This is a genomic window from Streptomyces sp. HUAS 15-9, assembly GCF_025642155.1.
Classification (GTDB): Bacteria; Actinomycetota; Actinomycetes; order Streptomycetales; family Streptomycetaceae; genus Streptomyces.
Window position 1 is genome coordinate 8,867,053 of the sequence record NZ_CP106798.1, and the last position, 14,739, is coordinate 8,881,791.

At 67.6% G+C, this 14,739-nt stretch carries 18 protein-coding genes and 1 pseudogene; 9 read left to right on the plus strand and 10 right to left on the minus strand.

From position 1 onward, the window contains the following. Window positions 1–9 precede the first annotated feature (9 nt). Window positions 10–165: a hypothetical protein gene (locus N8I87_RS40280; protein WP_263215894.1), complete on the minus strand. Its 156-nt coding sequence runs from the start codon at window positions 163–165 to the stop codon at window positions 10–12. On the opposite strand from N8I87_RS40280, the gene N8I87_RS40285 reads away from it, so the two are divergent. The 5 genes and pseudogenes from N8I87_RS40285 to N8I87_RS40310 all read left to right on the plus strand — a co-directional run bounded on the left by N8I87_RS40285 (window position 154) and on the right by N8I87_RS40310 (window position 3,149). Beyond that, entirely contained in the window at window positions 154–507 is a 354-nt protein-coding gene (locus N8I87_RS40285; protein WP_263215895.1) for a hypothetical protein, read from the plus strand. The two genes, N8I87_RS40280 and N8I87_RS40285, sit on opposite strands and share 12 nt — an antisense overlap. Before the next feature lie 38 nt (window positions 508–545). Then, window positions 546–1,365: pseudogene (locus tag N8I87_RS40290) on the plus strand (IS256 family transposase); the annotation flags it as partial. 39 nt (window positions 1,366–1,404) lie between these two features. Further along, window positions 1,405–1,848: an Asp23/Gls24 family envelope stress response protein gene (locus N8I87_RS40295; RefSeq protein ID WP_263216935.1), complete on the plus strand. Its 444-nt coding sequence runs from the start codon at window positions 1,405–1,407 to the stop codon at window positions 1,846–1,848. A gap of 30 nt (window positions 1,849–1,878) precedes the next feature. Then, window positions 1,879–2,070 (plus strand): hypothetical protein, encoded by a 192-nt coding sequence (locus N8I87_RS40300; RefSeq protein WP_263215896.1) that lies wholly within the window; start codon window positions 1,879–1,881, stop codon window positions 2,068–2,070. 407 nt (window positions 2,071–2,477) lie between these two features. Then, on the plus strand, window positions 2,478–3,149 hold the full coding sequence (locus N8I87_RS40310; RefSeq protein ID WP_263215898.1) for a DUF6286 domain-containing protein: 672 nt from the start codon (window positions 2,478–2,480) through the stop codon (window positions 3,147–3,149). 189 nt (window positions 3,150–3,338) lie between these two features. Here N8I87_RS40310 and N8I87_RS40315 read toward each other — a convergent pair whose 3' ends face one another. From N8I87_RS40315 to N8I87_RS40340, 6 genes are all read right to left on the minus strand, one after another. Further along, window positions 3,339–3,512, minus strand: a complete 174-nt coding sequence (locus N8I87_RS40315; RefSeq protein WP_263215899.1) for a hypothetical protein — start codon at window positions 3,510–3,512, stop codon at window positions 3,339–3,341. A 1,700-nt stretch (window positions 3,513–5,212) separates the two neighbouring features. Further along, the gene (locus N8I87_RS40320) at window positions 5,213–6,256 is read right to left on the minus strand and encodes an SDR family oxidoreductase (RefSeq protein ID WP_263215900.1); all 1,044 of its coding nucleotides are present in this window, start codon (window positions 6,254–6,256) and stop codon (window positions 5,213–5,215) included. Window positions 6,257–6,314: 58 nt separating this feature from the next. Continuing rightward, on the minus strand, window positions 6,315–7,247 hold the full coding sequence (locus N8I87_RS40325; RefSeq protein ID WP_263215901.1) for an alpha/beta hydrolase: 933 nt from the start codon (window positions 7,245–7,247) through the stop codon (window positions 6,315–6,317). Next, the gene (locus N8I87_RS40330; protein ID WP_263215902.1) at window positions 7,244–7,408 is read right to left on the minus strand and encodes a hypothetical protein; all 165 of its coding nucleotides are present in this window, start codon (window positions 7,406–7,408) and stop codon (window positions 7,244–7,246) included. Before N8I87_RS40330 ends, N8I87_RS40325 begins: the two co-directional genes overlap by 4 nt. A gap of 84 nt (window positions 7,409–7,492) precedes the next feature. Beyond that, a complete protein-coding gene (locus tag N8I87_RS40335) occupies window positions 7,493–7,873 on the minus strand; it encodes a nuclear transport factor 2 family protein (protein ID WP_263215903.1) in 381 nt (126 codons plus the stop codon). 45 nt (window positions 7,874–7,918) lie between these two features. After that, window positions 7,919–8,764 (minus strand): NAD(P)-dependent oxidoreductase, encoded by an 846-nt coding sequence (locus N8I87_RS40340; RefSeq protein ID WP_263215904.1) that lies wholly within the window; start codon window positions 8,762–8,764, stop codon window positions 7,919–7,921. A gap of 103 nt (window positions 8,765–8,867) precedes the next feature. On the opposite strand from N8I87_RS40340, the gene N8I87_RS40345 reads away from it, so the two are divergent. Then, entirely contained in the window at window positions 8,868–9,698 is an 831-nt protein-coding gene (locus N8I87_RS40345) for a helix-turn-helix transcriptional regulator (RefSeq protein WP_263215906.1), read from the plus strand. A gap of 238 nt (window positions 9,699–9,936) precedes the next feature. Beyond that, entirely contained in the window at window positions 9,937–10,182 is a 246-nt protein-coding gene (locus N8I87_RS40350; RefSeq protein ID WP_263215907.1) for a hypothetical protein, read from the plus strand. 262 nt (window positions 10,183–10,444) lie between these two features. On the opposite strand, the gene N8I87_RS40355 is transcribed toward N8I87_RS40350, so the two are convergent. Further along, window positions 10,445–11,026 (minus strand): hypothetical protein, encoded by a 582-nt coding sequence (locus tag N8I87_RS40355; RefSeq protein ID WP_263215908.1) that lies wholly within the window; start codon window positions 11,024–11,026, stop codon window positions 10,445–10,447. 278 nt (window positions 11,027–11,304) lie between these two features. Between N8I87_RS40355 and N8I87_RS40360 the strand changes: the two genes are divergently transcribed. Continuing rightward, window positions 11,305–12,252: an AlbA family DNA-binding domain-containing protein gene (locus N8I87_RS40360; protein WP_263215909.1), complete on the plus strand. Its 948-nt coding sequence runs from the start codon at window positions 11,305–11,307 to the stop codon at window positions 12,250–12,252. Between the two features lie 49 nt (window positions 12,253–12,301). Here N8I87_RS40360 and N8I87_RS40365 read toward each other — a convergent pair whose 3' ends face one another. Further along, window positions 12,302–12,877, minus strand: a complete 576-nt coding sequence (locus N8I87_RS40365; protein ID WP_263215910.1) for a GNAT family N-acetyltransferase — start codon at window positions 12,875–12,877, stop codon at window positions 12,302–12,304. 261 nt (window positions 12,878–13,138) lie between these two features. Here N8I87_RS40365 and N8I87_RS40370 point away from each other — a divergent pair, with 261 nt between their 5' ends. Then, window positions 13,139–13,804 (plus strand): site-specific integrase, encoded by a 666-nt coding sequence (locus N8I87_RS40370; protein ID WP_263215911.1) that lies wholly within the window; start codon window positions 13,139–13,141, stop codon window positions 13,802–13,804. A gap of 508 nt (window positions 13,805–14,312) precedes the next feature. Here N8I87_RS40370 and N8I87_RS40375 read toward each other — a convergent pair. Further along, window positions 14,313–14,606 (minus strand): hypothetical protein, encoded by a 294-nt coding sequence (locus tag N8I87_RS40375; RefSeq protein WP_263215912.1) that lies wholly within the window; start codon window positions 14,604–14,606, stop codon window positions 14,313–14,315. Between the last annotated feature and the right edge of the window lie 133 nt (window positions 14,607–14,739).

Below are 14,739 nucleotides of genomic sequence, written 5' to 3' on the forward strand. Positions count from 1 at the left end.
GTAGGACCTTCACAGGGCAGGGGCATCGTGGTGACGGACGCCGAGCCGAGGGTGTATGGGGTTCAGCTCGGTGTTCACGGCGCCGTCAAGAACCGTGCGGCCGACCTTCTTGGGGAACAGGTGGGCGTATTCGGCGCCCAGCCAGGTGCCGTAGTGAGCCCCCACCGCTGGGACTTCATCTCCGACAAGCACGGCCTGGACACCAAACCCATCCCCACCGACACCGGGCGCGAACTCACCCAGAGCCTCGGCGAAGCAGGGGTCCTCACAGGGCTCTACTCCAAGGCCATGTGGCCGGCGCTCTGGCAGGCAATCCAGCAGGCGGAGTCCGGTGATGGCACCATCCTGCTGGCCGTGTCCGACGCCCTCTTCCAGCGCTGCCCCGACGGGCACTACACCAACTACCACGACGCCTCGGCCAGGAGCAATGCTCAGGACTTGTGGATCGGCTCTCGGGGAGTGCGCGAAGGGCGTACCTTCCCGCGTGATCTACAAGTCACCGAGTAGAGGCCCGCGTTCGCAGCGCGCATCGGGAAGGCACGCCCGTGCTCAGCGTAGTGAATGCCGATGGTTCGACCGAGTCCGGCTCCCTGATCGACGAGATCGTCCGTGAGGGCGCCCGCCGGATGTTTGCCGCCGCACTGGAAGCCGAAGTCAACCAGTACATAGCTGAGTTGGCCGCCGAGACGGATGAGGCCGGGCGCCGCCTGGTGGTCCGCAACGGTCACCACCGGCCCCGCACCGTGACCACAGCCGCAGGTTCCGTCGAGGTCACGGCCCCGCGCGTGAACGACAAACGGGTGGACGCGGCTACCGGCGAGCGGATGCGGTTCTCCTCGAAGATCCTGCCGCCGTGGTGCCGCAAGTCGCCGAAGGTCAGCGAGGTGCTGCCGCTGCTCTACCTGCACGGCCTGTCCTCGGGAGACTTCGTGCCCGCGCTGGAGCAGTTCCTCGGCTCGGGGCCGGACTGTCGCCGGCCACCGTGACCCGGCTGACGAAGCATTGGCAAGACGACCACGCCGCCTTCCAGCGGCGCGACCTCGCCGAGTCCGACTACGTGTACGTGTGGGCGGACGGGGTGCACCCCAAGGTCCGGCTCGGGCAGGCGCACTCCTGCGTCCTGGTGCTGATGGGCGTGCGCTTGGACGGCACCAAGGAGCTGATCGCGCTGGCCGAGGGGCTGCGGGAGTCGACCGAGTCGTGGGCCGACCTGCTGCGCGACTGCTGCCGCCGGGCATGCGCGATCCCGAGCTGTTCGTCGGCGACGGCGCGATGGGCCTGTGGAAGGCCCTGGCCGAGGTGTTCCCGGCTGCCCGCCACCAGCGATGCTGGGTCCACAAGGCCCGGAATGTCACGAACTCCCTGAGCGAGATGGGGCGGCAGGACCAGCGCGCGCCGTCCGGCATGAAGGTCGCGGAGGAAACCGCTAAGCAAAATGTCACGGCGGGGCGGGGCGAGCCCGGTGCGCGGGGCCGGACCACCATCGCCGACGGCGTCGTCGAGAAGATCGCCGGGATCGCGGCCCGTGATGTGGTCGGGGTGCACGCGATGGGCAGCGGAATCTCCAGAGCCTTCGGCGCAGCGCGGGAGCGGGTGCCCGGCACCAGCAAGTCCGTCTCCCGCGGCGTCAAGGTCGAAGTCGGCGAGACGCAGACGGCGATCGATCTGGAAATCGTCATCGAATACGGCGTCTCGGTCGCGGACGTGGCGGGCGCCGTGCGGGAGAGCGTGATCTCCGCCGTCGAGTGGATGACGGGCCTGGAAGTCGTGGAAGTCAACATCGCGGTCAGCGACGTGAAGCTCCCCGACGAAGAGGACGAAGGGGAAGAGCAGCCGCGGCTGCGGTAGCCGGCCCGGTGAATTACGAAGGAGTGCACGATGAGCATGGCCGTGGTGGGGTTGCTTGCTGGTATAGGGCTCGGCTTCGCTGGCTATTTCGGCGGCTTCGGGGCTTTTCTCCTGGTGGCGGCGCTCGGCGCCGTGGGGTTCGTCGCCGGAGGGCTTGCGGACGGTGACTTTGAGCTCGGGCACTTCGTCCGGAGCCGTGATCGTGTCGACCGGCGGCGGTGAGCCGTGCCGCGCCCAGAGATTGCCCCCTCGGTGGTACCCAGAGGAGCTCGCGGCGCGACCCGTGTTGCCGATCGAGTCGTCGCGAAGATCGCCTCCCAGGCGGCGCGTGAGGCACTGAGCAGGTCTGCTGAGTCGGCCCCGTCCGTCCCTCCCGGCCGCTCGAAGCCACACGCGACCGTGTCGGCGCGCCCTGCCCCTGAGCGGGAGCACGCGTTCGGCCAGGCGCGGGTGCACATCGCGCTGGAGCTGGGATATCCGTCGGACATCGGTGCCCAATGCAGCGCGGTACGTCGCGTAGTCAGCGAGCCCGTGAGCCGACTGGCGGGCGTGAAGGTTCAAGAAGTCGTGGTGACGGTCGAGCAGCTGCATTCGGCACATACGCGGGGTGTGGTGACCGGGAGGACCAGATGAAAAACGAACCGGAGACGGAGGCTGCCACCCATCGCGTGGCGACCAGCGACACCGAGCAGCCTCGCCCCAACCTGGCCGACGGACCCGGACCGGGCCCAACGGCCCCTGCTGGACAGCGTGTCCGCCGGTTCTGGTCCTCGAGGCGCGTGCCCGCCGCGATCGTGTCCCTGCTCGCAGCCGCGGTCACCGGCCTCCTCCTGTATGACGTGACGGCTGTGCGGGCCGGCCGGTCGGCGATGAGCTGGCGGCGCACTCTCACCGACGAACTGGCGACCCGCCCCCTCGACGACGGCTGGATGATCGGCGGCGCAGCGCTGGCGATGGCCCTCGGCCTGTGGCTGCTGATCCTCGCGGTGACCCCGGGACTACGGTGGCTGCTGCCGATGCGGCCGCCCGCTGATGCGCGGGCTGCCGACATGCGAGCTGGGCTCAGCCGCTCCGCCGCCCCACTCGTGCTGCGCGACCGGGCCATGGAGGTGCCGGGTGTCCAGTCGGCCCGGATCGACGTGGGCCGCCGCAAGATCAGAGCAAGGATCCGGTCCCACTTCCGCGACCTAGAAGAGGTCCGGGCAGACCTGGAATCGACGCTGGCGAACGGCGTACCGCAACTCGGGCTCGCCCGGCCGCCGGCCCTGTCCCTCGACGTCCGGCGACCGAAGAGGAGGTGACAGCACATGATCAGGACGGTCAACCGGGTCCTGCTGGGAGTGATCGGGGCCGGCTTGTTCGCGCTGGGCGCTGCGGTGCTGCTCGGCGGGCTCGACCTTCAGCGACGGTGGAACTTCGAAGTGCCCACTTGCTGGCCCTTGCGGGGACCCCACGATGTGGTGCTCGGGGCTCTCGGAGCTACACCCACATCAGCTGCTGTCGTGGCACTCGCGTTCGGTGGGGGACTGGCAGGCCTGGCACAGTTCGTGCCGCCCCTGAAAAGTGATCACGCTTCCCCAGCCGTTGCACAGCTCGCAGCCGACAGCCAAAGCGACGTTGGCGCGGGGGTTGGACTCGGGGGCGGCCGTCGTTGTGTAGGTCATGAGGTGCTCCTGGCGTCGGGACCGTCCCGGTGGTGCACACCGTGGCTGCATGATGCCCACTCTAAACCGTTTGATGCCCGATTGTGCCCGATTGTGCAGATTTTATGACTGTTTTGCCTGTGGTGGCAGCCGCTCGCCTGCGGCCGGCTTGATGTCCCACGCCGAAGCCCACATCCAGTGGGAACAGTGGGGGCGTTCATCACCCCCATGTCCCGCCGCCTGGCCCGCCCCCGCCGCCAGGCAGAGGCGTCGACGGTCACCCTCGCAGCCGCCTGAAGACCAGAGCGCTGGCGCTGCCGTTCGGAACAGCGACCATCGACGCCCAACCGAACGGCAAGTGGGATCACTACCGCCCTTCATGCCCTGTGATCTGCGAAAAGAGGATGTGACACAGCTCAGGGGCGCGTTTATCCCGTGACGCGTGTGCGAGTCCTCACGACGAGACGCGCGCCGGTCGTGGCCCCGGTGCCGCCCGGTACCACCCGGCACTGGGGCCGCTTGCTGTCTGCAGCCAGTACCGCGCTGACCTGCCATGGTCGGGGGTTGCGGATCTTGGGCGGGCCCGTGGTACGGCTCGTGGTCGGGGTTCCACACCGGCTGGGCAAGCCGACGATCAGGGGCTTGCCCAGTGCCGGACGGGCTTGCCCAACTCGGTGCCGGGCACGGTCCGTCGGCGGGCCCTGTGTGGCTCGGCGGGTTGTTTCCTTGGTAGGCCCCATAGGGGGCTGGAGGGTTGGGCCGACCGTTGCACCGAGGGGTGCACCGAGGGGTGCAGCACCCTCATCGCGTGGACGCCCGTTTGTGCAGGTGGGGTGCTGTGGCAAGCCCTTCGCGGACGCCGACACCTCTCTCCGTGATAGTCGGAGCGAGGTTCTGATCGAGCAATAATCAAGACTTGTGGATGAGTTGTGCGGCTCGGATTATTCCTTGGCTGCGTGACGCTGGAGGCCGACGTGCCGGGTCAGTCGTTGAGTGGTTCGACGCGGATGGATCAGATCCGCCCAGGTAGAGCATGTACCCCGCGTACTCCATGTCCACGTCCATCCTCTCCGGTGGTACGACGTAGAGTCCTGCGGTGGACGCGGGAGCCCAGCCGAGGTTGCGTGGAGGGTGGTACTCCTCGTAGTGCCCCACGTAGAGCCTGGTCGGCGGGATGAACACGGCGCAAACGTCTCCAACACGGAGGGTGGAAGGTGCCGGCTCGAGACGAAATGGGCTCCATTCCTCGTGGGACTCGCCGTGCGGGAGTGCGACCTGCCCGTTCCATCGGAAATTGGAGGAATTATGGATCGCTCTCCATGGCCATTCCAGCGTGATGTAGCGACCTACCCCAACCACCCGAGCCGCTGCTGGCACACAGGAGACCATCACGTGGTCGCCGATCCGAGGAACCATGTCTGATCACCTTTGTTCCGATGGTGGATGTGGGAGGGAAGCTTGATGAGTAGCGGGGTCCCGATCAGGGTGAGGAAAAGGCCGATGGCCCCGGAAAACAGGATCTGATTCACTGGACGACTGCAACCCCCTGTTTCGTTTCCGCCTCGGGGCACCTCAGTATCACCAACTACCCCAGGGCAGAGATTACTTGTAGGACTGGGGCTCCGGGCGCGGGTCGGTGTCCCGTGGCAGCATTTGAAGAGTCCAGCAACTGAGTGCATGTCAAATCCACTGGGAGCTCACCAGCCCGAAGTCCCGCCAGGTCACACTTGCACGAGTTCCTTCCTGATCAGGCTCTCGGCGGTTGCGACAATGGCCGCCTCGGGACTGCTGCGGGGCTGCCATCCCAGTACGCGGTGGGCCTTTGCGCTGGTCGTCTTCCGGGCGAAGCCGAGGTCGGGCACGAACGTACGGAGCTCCTTGTTGAAAAGAGAAACCATGCGTACCACGGCATTGGGGATGGAGCGGGTCGGCACGTTCTTGGCTGCGTCTCCGAGGTTGGCTATGAGGACGGCGCCGATCTGTTTCATCGAGATCGCTGGTCCGCCGGCGGTGAGGAAGCGCTGACCAGCAGCGTCAGGGGTAGTCATGGCCAGCAGGTGCGCGCTTGCCACATCGCGTACGTCGACGATCGGGATCCACAGGTCGGGATAGCCGGGCATCGCCCCGTCGAGGATTCGCTGAACGAGGTGATTCGATCCGGAGATCGCCCTGCCCAGCACGGGACCCATGACTGCGACGGGAAGGATCGTGGCGAGTTCCGTCGAACCGCCCTCGGCGTCGATGAAATCCCACGCGGCGCGCTCGGAGAGCGTCTTGCTCTTGGTGTACGCGGTGGCACCCGGCCCGTCGAGGACGCTCCAGTCCTCCTCGGTGAACTGGTGGTCGGTGCGCGGGTACCCGTAGGCGACCGCATGGAACGCGGAGGTGAGGACAACCCGTTTGACGCCGGCATCGCGTGCCGCACGCAGCACGCGCAGAGTGCCTTCACGCGCCGGAACGATGACATCGTCCTCGTTCTCGACATGCTCCACGTGCACGGGGGAGGCCACATGCAGGACGAAGTCGCACCCGGCTACGGCATCAGCCCACCCCGCGTCCCTCATGAGGTCCGCCGCCACGAAACTCAACGCGTCGCCGTTGACCATTCCGGCGTCGCTGAGCTGGGTCCGGACCTCGGACTCGCGCCCGAGGGTGCGCACGGTGGCGCGCACCCGGTATCCCTGCTCCAGCAGTTGGAGAATGCAGTGTCCGGCGATGAAGCCGGACGCGCCGGTGACGAGGACATGCGGCTGCGGCGCGGTCATGACTGCACCCCTGGGGGCGGTGTCGTGATCATCTGTCTTCCTTCCTTGCTCGCCCAGTTCACTGGGCCATTGGCGCCTGTTCGGGCCGTTCGGTGCTGCGGACGTGCTGGGTAAGAAAGAGAGCCGCGCGCTCCAGTGCCTCGTCGGCCTCGTCGAGAACGCCTGCGAAGGACTGGAACACGTGGGGCACGTCGGCGGTGATGTCGAGGATCACGCTCACGCCGGCAGCGCGGGCGCGGGCGGCCATGCGGGTCGAGTCGTCCAGGAGGACCTCGTTCGTGCCCGCCTGGAGGAGCATCGGCGGGAAGCTGGCCGGGTCGGCGGACAGGGCCGGGCTCACCATCGCCTGGCGTGGGTCCTGGCCCGCGAGGTACAGGGGCGCGATGGTTTCCTCGAGGTACTCGCGGGTGAAGATGGGGTCGATACCCGCCTTGGTGTCCATGCTCTCGCCCGACCCAGTGGCGTCCAGGGAGGGCGAGAAGGCCACGATCGCGGCGGGCAGCGGGAGCCCCGCGTCGCGAGCGGCGAGGCAGGTGGTGACGGTCAGGGCACCGCCGGCGGAGTCCCCGGCGAACGCGATGGCCGAAGGGTCCTGCCCGCTGTCGAGGAGGGCGCGGTAGGCGCGCAGCGCGTCGTCGATCGCGGCCGGGAACGGATGCTCGGGGGCAAGCCGGTAGTCCAGCGAGTACGACGTGAACCCGGTCCTGGCCACGAGGTGTCCCGTCATCGACAGCGAGGTCTGAGGGGAGCCGGCGACCCAGCCACCGCCGTGCAAGTACAGGATCGTCCCGGGACGTGGGTAGGTCTCCGGCGCGACATGCAGTGCGGGCCGGTCGCCGAGCATCGTCTGCGTGGTGCGAATGCCGCCCGGCACGATCATCTGGGCCATCGTCGACTTGAATCGCTCGCGGAACGCCTCGACCGACTGCGGGCCCCCGGGCGGGGGCCGCCTCAGCATCGCGTCGACCCGGACGCGCTGTTCCCTGCTCATGCGGATCGGTCCTTTCGACCGCTGGCTGTGGTGACCGGGGGGCGGCTCTCGTGGAGCCAGGTCATGTCGTCCCGGTACTGGGCCTGGACGGCCTCGGGCCGGTCGTCGCCGAGGTGGTCGTCGCCGACCTGGTAGCCCTTGCGGTTCAGGTCCCAGGCCAAGCACCGGTAGGAGGGCCGGTAAGCGGCCAGGGCCTGCGGGTCGATGTCCAGGCGGGTGTTGGGCAGGGCCGGGGTGAGGGAGTCCTACTCGTAGATCGACGCGATCCGCATGATGCGCCACACCTCGGCAGTGCCGTACTGGGCCCGGTACTGCGAGCGGCAGGCGGAAGCAACGTCGGCCTCGATCCAGTTGACATCGATACGCCGCTCGATGACCAGCGGCAGCTCCACCAGCGCGCGGTCCTGCTCGATGCGCACGGTCGGCGGGCCCAGGCGGTGGACCGCAAGGTCGCCGCGGCCGACCATGTCTCGGGTCGCCCGGACGAAGCCGGCGCCGCTGCCGGAGAACCAGCTCATCTTTACGACCGAGTCCTCGGCGAAGCAGGCCGCCATCTCCTCGTACCAGCCGCGATCCCGGCTCTGCCGCTCACGCAGCACCAGCTGCGCGACGTCTTCTTTGCTCATGACGGGCCTTTTTGTCCGTTGCTGACGGGTGAGGTGAACGGCATTTCACGGGTTGAGCCGGCCCAAGAGGTCGGGCAGCTCGCGGGCGCCGGTGAGTCCCCGTGCGGTGACAGCGGCGCAGGCGATGCCCGCCTCGCCCATGGCCTGGCCGAACACCTCCATGTCCAGCGCCTCGACGGCGGAGAGGTGCTCGACGGTGTCGGGGGTGACCATGGTGTTCAGCAGGGTCAGGGCGGCGCTGGAGGCGCTGCCCAGTTTCAGCACCTCGACCAGTTGGGGCACGTTCAGCTTCAGCTGGGTGGCCAGGTCGACGATGTCCACGATGGCGGCCTGGTTCAGCATCAGCAGCGCGTTGTTGAACAGCTTCGTCGTCTGTCCGGCCCCTGCGGCGCCCAGGTGGACGACGTGGCGGGAGAAGGAGGTGAAGACCTTCTCACACCGCTCGGCCACCGGCTGCGGTCCGCCGACCATGGTGGTCAGCCGGTGCTCTTCAGCGGCCAGCCGACCGCCGCTGACCGGGGCGTCCAGGACCTCGATGCCGGCCGTGGCGCACACCTCGGTGAGCCGCCCGGCGGCGCTGGGCAGGCCCGTACCGTGATTGACGACGACCGACCCCGGCCGCAGCCCTTCCAGCAGATGCTCGGTCAGCCGCAGAACGTCGTCGTCCGTGCCGACGCACAGGGCGACGATGTCGCTCGCGGCGGCCAGGTCCTTGATGCCGTTGTGGCGGACGTGCGGCACACCGCTCAGCCCGTCCAGGGAAACGGGCCGCCGGGCCCAGGCGTGCAGGGGGAACCCGGCTTCGGCGACGGCCCTCGCCATGGGCAGGCCCTGGTCGCCCAGTCCGATCCAGCCCACTGCGGGGGCGGCAGATGTTCCTGTCGCTGTCATGCCTCCACGGTGGGCACAGAACACAGGAACAGGCAGTAGACCCGTCTTCATAGGACTGCCGGTACCAGGCACGCCTTGTGGCACGCAAGCGAGACTGTCCGGTATGGCAACGACAGAACTCGGCGCAGCCCTGCGACGGTGGCGTGACCAGGTCTCACCCGAGACTGCGGGCCTTCCCGCAGGCGGCCGCCGGCGCGCCGCGGGGCTGCGGCGCGAAGAGCTGGCCCAGCTGGCGGGCATATCCGTCGACTACGTCACCCGTCTCGAACAGGGCCGGGCCACCAACCCCTCCGCGCAGGTCGTCGAAGCCCTCGCCCGGGCCCTGCGGCTCACCAGTGGCCGGCGCGCCCATCTCTTCCAGCTCGCCGGTCTCGTTCCCCCGGGCCCGGAGACGATCCCGGCGTACATCACGCCCAACGTCCAGCGGATGCTGGACCGGCTCACCGGCACACCCGTCGTGGTCTTCGACGCCACATGGACCCAGCTGCTCGCCAACCCCCTGTACACGGCGCTGATGGGGGAATGGCACGGCAACGACCTCAACGCCGTGTGGCGCAACTTCCTCGGCACCGGCACCCGCGTACGTCACACCCCCGAATCCCGGGGCGCGCTACGTGCCGCGCAGGTCGCCGACCTGCGCAGAACAACAGGCCGCTACCCGGCCGATCAGCGACTGCAACACCTCATATCCCAACTGCGCGCCAAAAGCGTCGAGTTCGATGACCTATGGGAATCCGGTGCCGTCGGCCAGCACCAGTCCGCCCGCAAGACCATCGACCACCCCCACGTCGGCGCTCTCACGCTGGACTGCGACGTACTCGTCGTCGCCGGCAACGACCTGCGCATCATGATCTACACAGCCGAGCCCGGCAGCCAGGACGCCGAACGCCTCGCGCTCCTCGCCGTCATAGGGACCCAGGTCTTCACCGGATAGCCGACAATTCGTCGGCCATTACTCATGCTTCCGGCCTTCGTCACGCTCGCACCGAGTCCCCTCGGCGCCCGTTGCTCCCACGTGCATCCTTCCCAGGTTCGGTGCATGGGAGATCGCCGCCTCGGCTCTGCGTTCCGCGTAATTCAGCGGCCTACAAGTAGGGCTTGGTCATCTTCACTCCTGAGTGGCGTGTCTGTTGCCTCGTGGGTGGCGTTGTCGTGGTGTGACACCTGAGGAGATGACCGAGGCCCAGGTGTGCACTGCGAACTGGCGGCCGGTGGAGATCCGCGACGCCGTCGCCCGCGGGCTGCCGCTGACCTGGCTTGACTATCGGCCTGCCTCCGACGGCATGGCGCAAGCTGTGTGGCGTCTTCGCCAAGCAGCGCGGCACGAGTTCGACGGCAATCCTCTCGACCTGGACCAACTCGCCGCCGTGCAGACCCCGGACATCGCCGAGCGACTCCGCCACGATCCTCAAGACTGACACGCTGGGCTCGGCCCCCGATAACGTCCTCTCCACGCCGTTGAGTCCACCAAGGCCCGCTGACGGGTCGCATGAACGCGCCCGCACCTGGCTGCCGTCGTTCAGTAGGAGTCGGCTTCGAACGCCGTCAACTCATCGAGCGACCAAGTACAACGTCCGCCCGTGCCACTTCAACAGATCCGCACCTCTTGACAACGACTCGAGCCGTTGTGCCCCGCTTTGCTGTCTCGGTTGGCTACAAGAAATCGATGATGCTTGGTGGTTAGTCACGTTTCAGGTGACGCAGAAGCCGTGCCCGTTCGGCTGTGGCAGGGGCAGCCGGCTTGGGAGCTGGCTCCTGATCGGGGCGAGGTTGAGGCTTCCCTGGCGTCTCACCGGCACTGATGCGCAGTGCCTCTTCGATCCTCTCACTGGTGCGGAGAACCTCGGACGCCGCCTGTTCCCGGGGCCAGATGGTGATGAGATAGTCCTCGACCGGTTCTTGGCTGACACCGTCCGGGTTGACTGAACGGCCCCGAGCGTGGACACGCATCCGGTACCAGTCTGGCCCGCGGGGATTGAGCACCGGGAGATTATCGGGTGTGATCTCGTAGCCGGAGTGAATGCGCAGATCTCCAAGGACGGACTGCACGCTGATCTCGACGATCTCGTCCCAGGAGGCTGTATCCACAGACGGTGCGGCGTCGAGGACTTCGGCGCGCACGCGGACGTTTCCGGTGTTGATGCCGGTGAGGATCCATGCTCCATACTCCATGGGAGCGGCGAGACCGTTCGACCAGCGCGCTGTTTCCACTGGCTCCTCGGCATCGTCCGAGACGGCGAACATTCCGTCGTTGACGAACATGACAGACGATGTGGTCACATAGGCGAGGCTACCGGGAGGATGAGAAGAGATGCAGGCGCTGCGGAGAACCCGCAGCACCCGCATCCTGAGGTGGTCAGTTGCCGATCAGGACCCGGAAGGGGTCTCCGTCAAGCATCCGTTCGGCCTTGCCTGTTCGGCCGCGAGGACGACCTCGACCGGGACGCGGTGAAACGCCTGGTCGCGACTCTGGTACCGACGGGATACGTACGTTGCCAAAACCCGCAGAGCTGCCCGGCGTTCGGAACTAGGCTGCCCGGATGGCACGAACGTGGACCCGGCTGCACGACTTCCTCGGCCACCCGCCGGGACCGGTGACGTACGACATGGTCGCCGAGGCCGTACAGCGCAAGCTCGGCGAGAGCGACGACCTGGACTGGAAGGAGGCCCTGCCAGCCGCCTCACCGGTTCCGGGCCAGTGGAACGAGTTCGCCAAGGACGTCGCCGCCATGGCCAACACCCGTGGCGGTCTGCTCGTCTACGGCGTCAGCGATGACATCACAATGGCCGGCATCGACCTGGCCAAGGTCAACGACAAGCAGCTGGGCCAGTGGCTGCGCGTCCATCTGCAACCCACGGTGAGCGGGGTGAGCTACCTCCCGCTCCCGGCAACCGACGGCAGCGGCAAGGACGTCCTCGTCGTCGATGTCCCGGCCAGCGAGATGGCACCGCACTTCCTCTACGGATGGCAGCAGAAGGACAAGGACAAGACCACCTTCAACGCACCCTTCCGGCACCGCGACGACACCGACTACATGCCCGAGCACCAGATCGCGCTCGCCTACCGCGACCGCTTCGCCCGCCAGGCCGCCGCCGAAGCCGCCCTGGAACAGCACCTCCGGCACACCACCGATCTCGTCCTCGGCGAATCGGAAGCCCCGGCCGCGTGGCTGGTCATCGCCGCACGACCTACGCGCCCCATCCCACGTATGGTCCCCGCGCTCTCACGGCCGGAGGCGCAGCACGTTGTGTCCAGCGGTGCGAAACGGGCGGATGCCCTACTCGCCAGCGCCATTCCGATGCCACGCCTGCTGGGCCCGCAGCTCTTCCCGTATCTCCTCGGCAACAATCCGCGCAAGGGCCTGCGGCGCTGGGTGGACACCAACATGCTCGTTCCGGCCCGCGCCACACGCCAGCGCGGCGTGCTGGTGGAGCTGCATCACGACGGCACCGTCGTCACCGCCGTCGACCTCTCCCACCGAACGTGACCCTGCCGCACGTCGTAGGGCGTAACGGCTGCCCTACTTTCGGCATGGATCAAGAGGTGGAAGACCGGGCCTTGAACGAGTGCAGGTCGGCTACAGCGAGGGTTTGCTCAGCGTCATGCGCCTCGAAGGTGCCCATGTGCTGGAAGCCGAGACGGGTGGCGAGCTTGAGGGAACGCTCGTTGGCCGTCTGGGTCACCACCAGGACCGGCTGGTCGGGCAGCTCGGCGGCGGCGGCCTGCAACACAGCTGTGGCGGCCTCGAACGCCAGCCCCACACCCCAACTACCGCGCCGGAGCAGGTAGGTCAGCTCCAGCCCCCCGCCTTCCTTGGTGACGTGTCCGGGAAGGTCGGCGGAGCGGCGGTCGAGTACGAGTGTGCCGATGAACCGGTCGGTTTTCTTGTCGGCGATGACGTAGGTACCGGGCTTGCCTGCAATAGCGGTGATGCCGTTCGCGTCGAAGTACTGTTCGACGACGCTACGGGGCCGTGGGCCGCCGAGGTGGGCACGGACCTGTGGATCGGTCTGGAGCTCGATGAGGCCGTCGATGTCGGCGTCGTGCGCTTTTCGCAGCCGGAGACGATCAGTGGTGATCTCACTGGCAGACAGTGTGGGTAATGCGTTCATGAGATCCATTGTCCCGGCTCATTGGATCGAGCCACCAGTCCGGATGCGGTGGCCAGCTCACCCTCGGGGATACGTGGTCGGGGCACTGCTGGTACCCGGGCGGTCAGGTCCAGGTCGAGACGGCTGTTCATGTCCAGTTCGAACCAGCCGTAGATCTCCTTATCTGGACACCTTCGAGTGACGCTTGAACCGGTGCCGTGGCGGTGGAGGTTCAGGTCTCGTTGGGCCATCCGAATGCAGGCTTGGGGAGGCCAGTGTGCGGTGGTCAAGGAACGCGACGGCGGTGTCGTACGCCGGGTGCGGTTGGTCGACGGTGACGGTGAACCGGTCGCAGCGGCCTCCCGGTTCCTGGATCACCTGGTCGACCGGGGGTTCTCGCCGCACACGATCTGTGCGTACGCGTACGACCTGCGGCGCCTATTCACCTTCCTCGCTGCTGAGGGCATGGACTGGCGCCAGTTCCGGGGCCCGGATGCCCTCCGGCTGCTGGCGTTCCTGAGGCGGGCGCCGTCACACCGGCCCGCCCAGCGGCTCGGCCTGACGGTCGTGGTCGGCGGTCCGGAGGCGCCGGGCAGCCTGCTCTCGCCGGCGACCGTGAACCGGATCCTGGCTGCCGTCTCCAGCTTCTACGACTGGGCGGTGGTCGCCGAGGAGTACGACGGCGATTCCCCGATGCAAAAGCGCCTCGACCCGGCACTCGCCCGGGTGCCGGACCGGCATCAGCCGTTCATGGGCCGCGCGAGCCGTCAGCAGCCGACACGCCGCACGGTGACGGTCAAGCAGCCGCGGCGACTGCCGCGCCCGCTCAACTCCCGTGCCAACCCCGGCGCTGAGGCAGACCCACACCGCCAACCCGCCGATTTCAGCGCCGATATGCATACATCCATTGAGGAATCCAGCACTGGAGCGCCTGACTTCCTGAAGTAGGCCGTGATGGCCTCCTCGTGCAGTGGTGCGCTCTTGGAGCGAAAGCCGGCCTGCTGCACCAGCGCACCGTGCGGCCGGGTCATCGAAGAATGAGTGCTGGCGAAGCCGTGTACACCCATTGCCGTGGCCACATCCTGAATGCGCCTAATACTGCACTGGGCGCTGTTGCAGCGGCAGCTGGCGGCGTAGCCGAGGACGGCTTCGGGGCAGGAGCGCAGACGGGAGGCAGCCCGCTATGGATCCAGGGGACGGCAGCGCGACGAGTGGGGGCGCCCCCGGCCTCCAAGTCCTTACAAGAATCTGACAGGCCCGGGAAACACACCTGCCAGGCGCGCCTCCCAAGCGACTCTGGTTTCGCGCGGCGTAGGGAAGCTGCCGCCGCGGAAAGGGCCCCGGAGCCTACTCCGGGGCGCGCCGCCGCCTTCATGCTGGCGCCAGCCGAATGTCACGGGTGACAGTGCAGTTGTATCGCCACGCGCGCGGTTATCAGGACAGGGCATCCTCACAGCTACTTGCCCCCGGTGGGCGAACGGCTCGTACCCGGGGCCTGGGTGAGTTCCAGGCCACGCAGTCCGGTCTCCTCCGCCGCCTGCCAGGACGCGATGGAGATCTGGTCCAACATGACCAGTCGAAGCAGCGCCATGGCGTTGGGCGGCCCCGCTGTCCTTCTCCGGTCGACCACGCGGTGAAGGTGCGAACGGACGTCACCGAGAGTGTCGACGAAATAGGCGGAGACGCCGAGCCGCATCACCTTCCAGGGATCGGCAGGCCGAGCGAAGGCGCCCGCTATGCGCTGGGCCACCCCGGCACCGCGCCGCGCGACGTCTACCCAGGAGTCGCAGTGCACCAGGATCAACGGGTCCAGGTGGTCGGCAAACCTGTCGATGGCCTACGCGTCGCAGCGCCGGATCGGCGGCGAACATGCTCGTCGGGAG

Coding starts and splice junctions, on each gene's coding strand:
- N8I87_RS40295 (WP_263216935.1), top strand. CDS start 1,405: ATGAAGGTCGCGGAGGAAACCGCTAAGCAAAATGTCACGGCGGGGCGG.
- N8I87_RS40300 (WP_263215896.1), top strand. CDS start 1,879: ATGAGCATGGCCGTGGTGGGGTTGCTTGCTGGTATAGGGCTCGGCTTC.
- N8I87_RS40310 (WP_263215898.1), top strand. CDS start 2,478: ATGAAAAACGAACCGGAGACGGAGGCTGCCACCCATCGCGTGGCGACC.
- N8I87_RS40315 (WP_263215899.1), bottom strand. CDS start 3,512: ATGACCTACACAACGACGGCCGCCCCCGAGTCCAACCCCCGCGCCAAC.
- N8I87_RS40320 (WP_263215900.1), bottom strand. CDS start 6,256: ATGACCGCGCCGCAGCCGCATGTCCTCGTCACCGGCGCGTCCGGCTTC.
- N8I87_RS40325 (WP_263215901.1), bottom strand. CDS start 7,247: ATGAGCAGGGAACAGCGCGTCCGGGTCGACGCGATGCTGAGGCGGCCC.
- N8I87_RS40335 (WP_263215903.1), bottom strand. CDS start 7,873: ATGAGCAAAGAAGACGTCGCGCAGCTGGTGCTGCGTGAGCGGCAGAGC.
- N8I87_RS40340 (WP_263215904.1), bottom strand. CDS start 8,764: ATGACAGCGACAGGAACATCTGCCGCCCCCGCAGTGGGCTGGATCGGA.
- N8I87_RS40345 (WP_263215906.1), top strand. CDS start 8,868: ATGGCAACGACAGAACTCGGCGCAGCCCTGCGACGGTGGCGTGACCAG.
- N8I87_RS40350 (WP_263215907.1), top strand. CDS start 9,937: ATGACCGAGGCCCAGGTGTGCACTGCGAACTGGCGGCCGGTGGAGATC.
- N8I87_RS40355 (WP_263215908.1), bottom strand. CDS start 11,026: ATGTTCGTCAACGACGGAATGTTCGCCGTCTCGGACGATGCCGAGGAG.
- N8I87_RS40360 (WP_263215909.1), top strand. CDS start 11,305: ATGGCACGAACGTGGACCCGGCTGCACGACTTCCTCGGCCACCCGCCG.
- N8I87_RS40365 (WP_263215910.1), bottom strand. CDS start 12,877: ATGAACGCATTACCCACACTGTCTGCCAGTGAGATCACCACTGATCGT.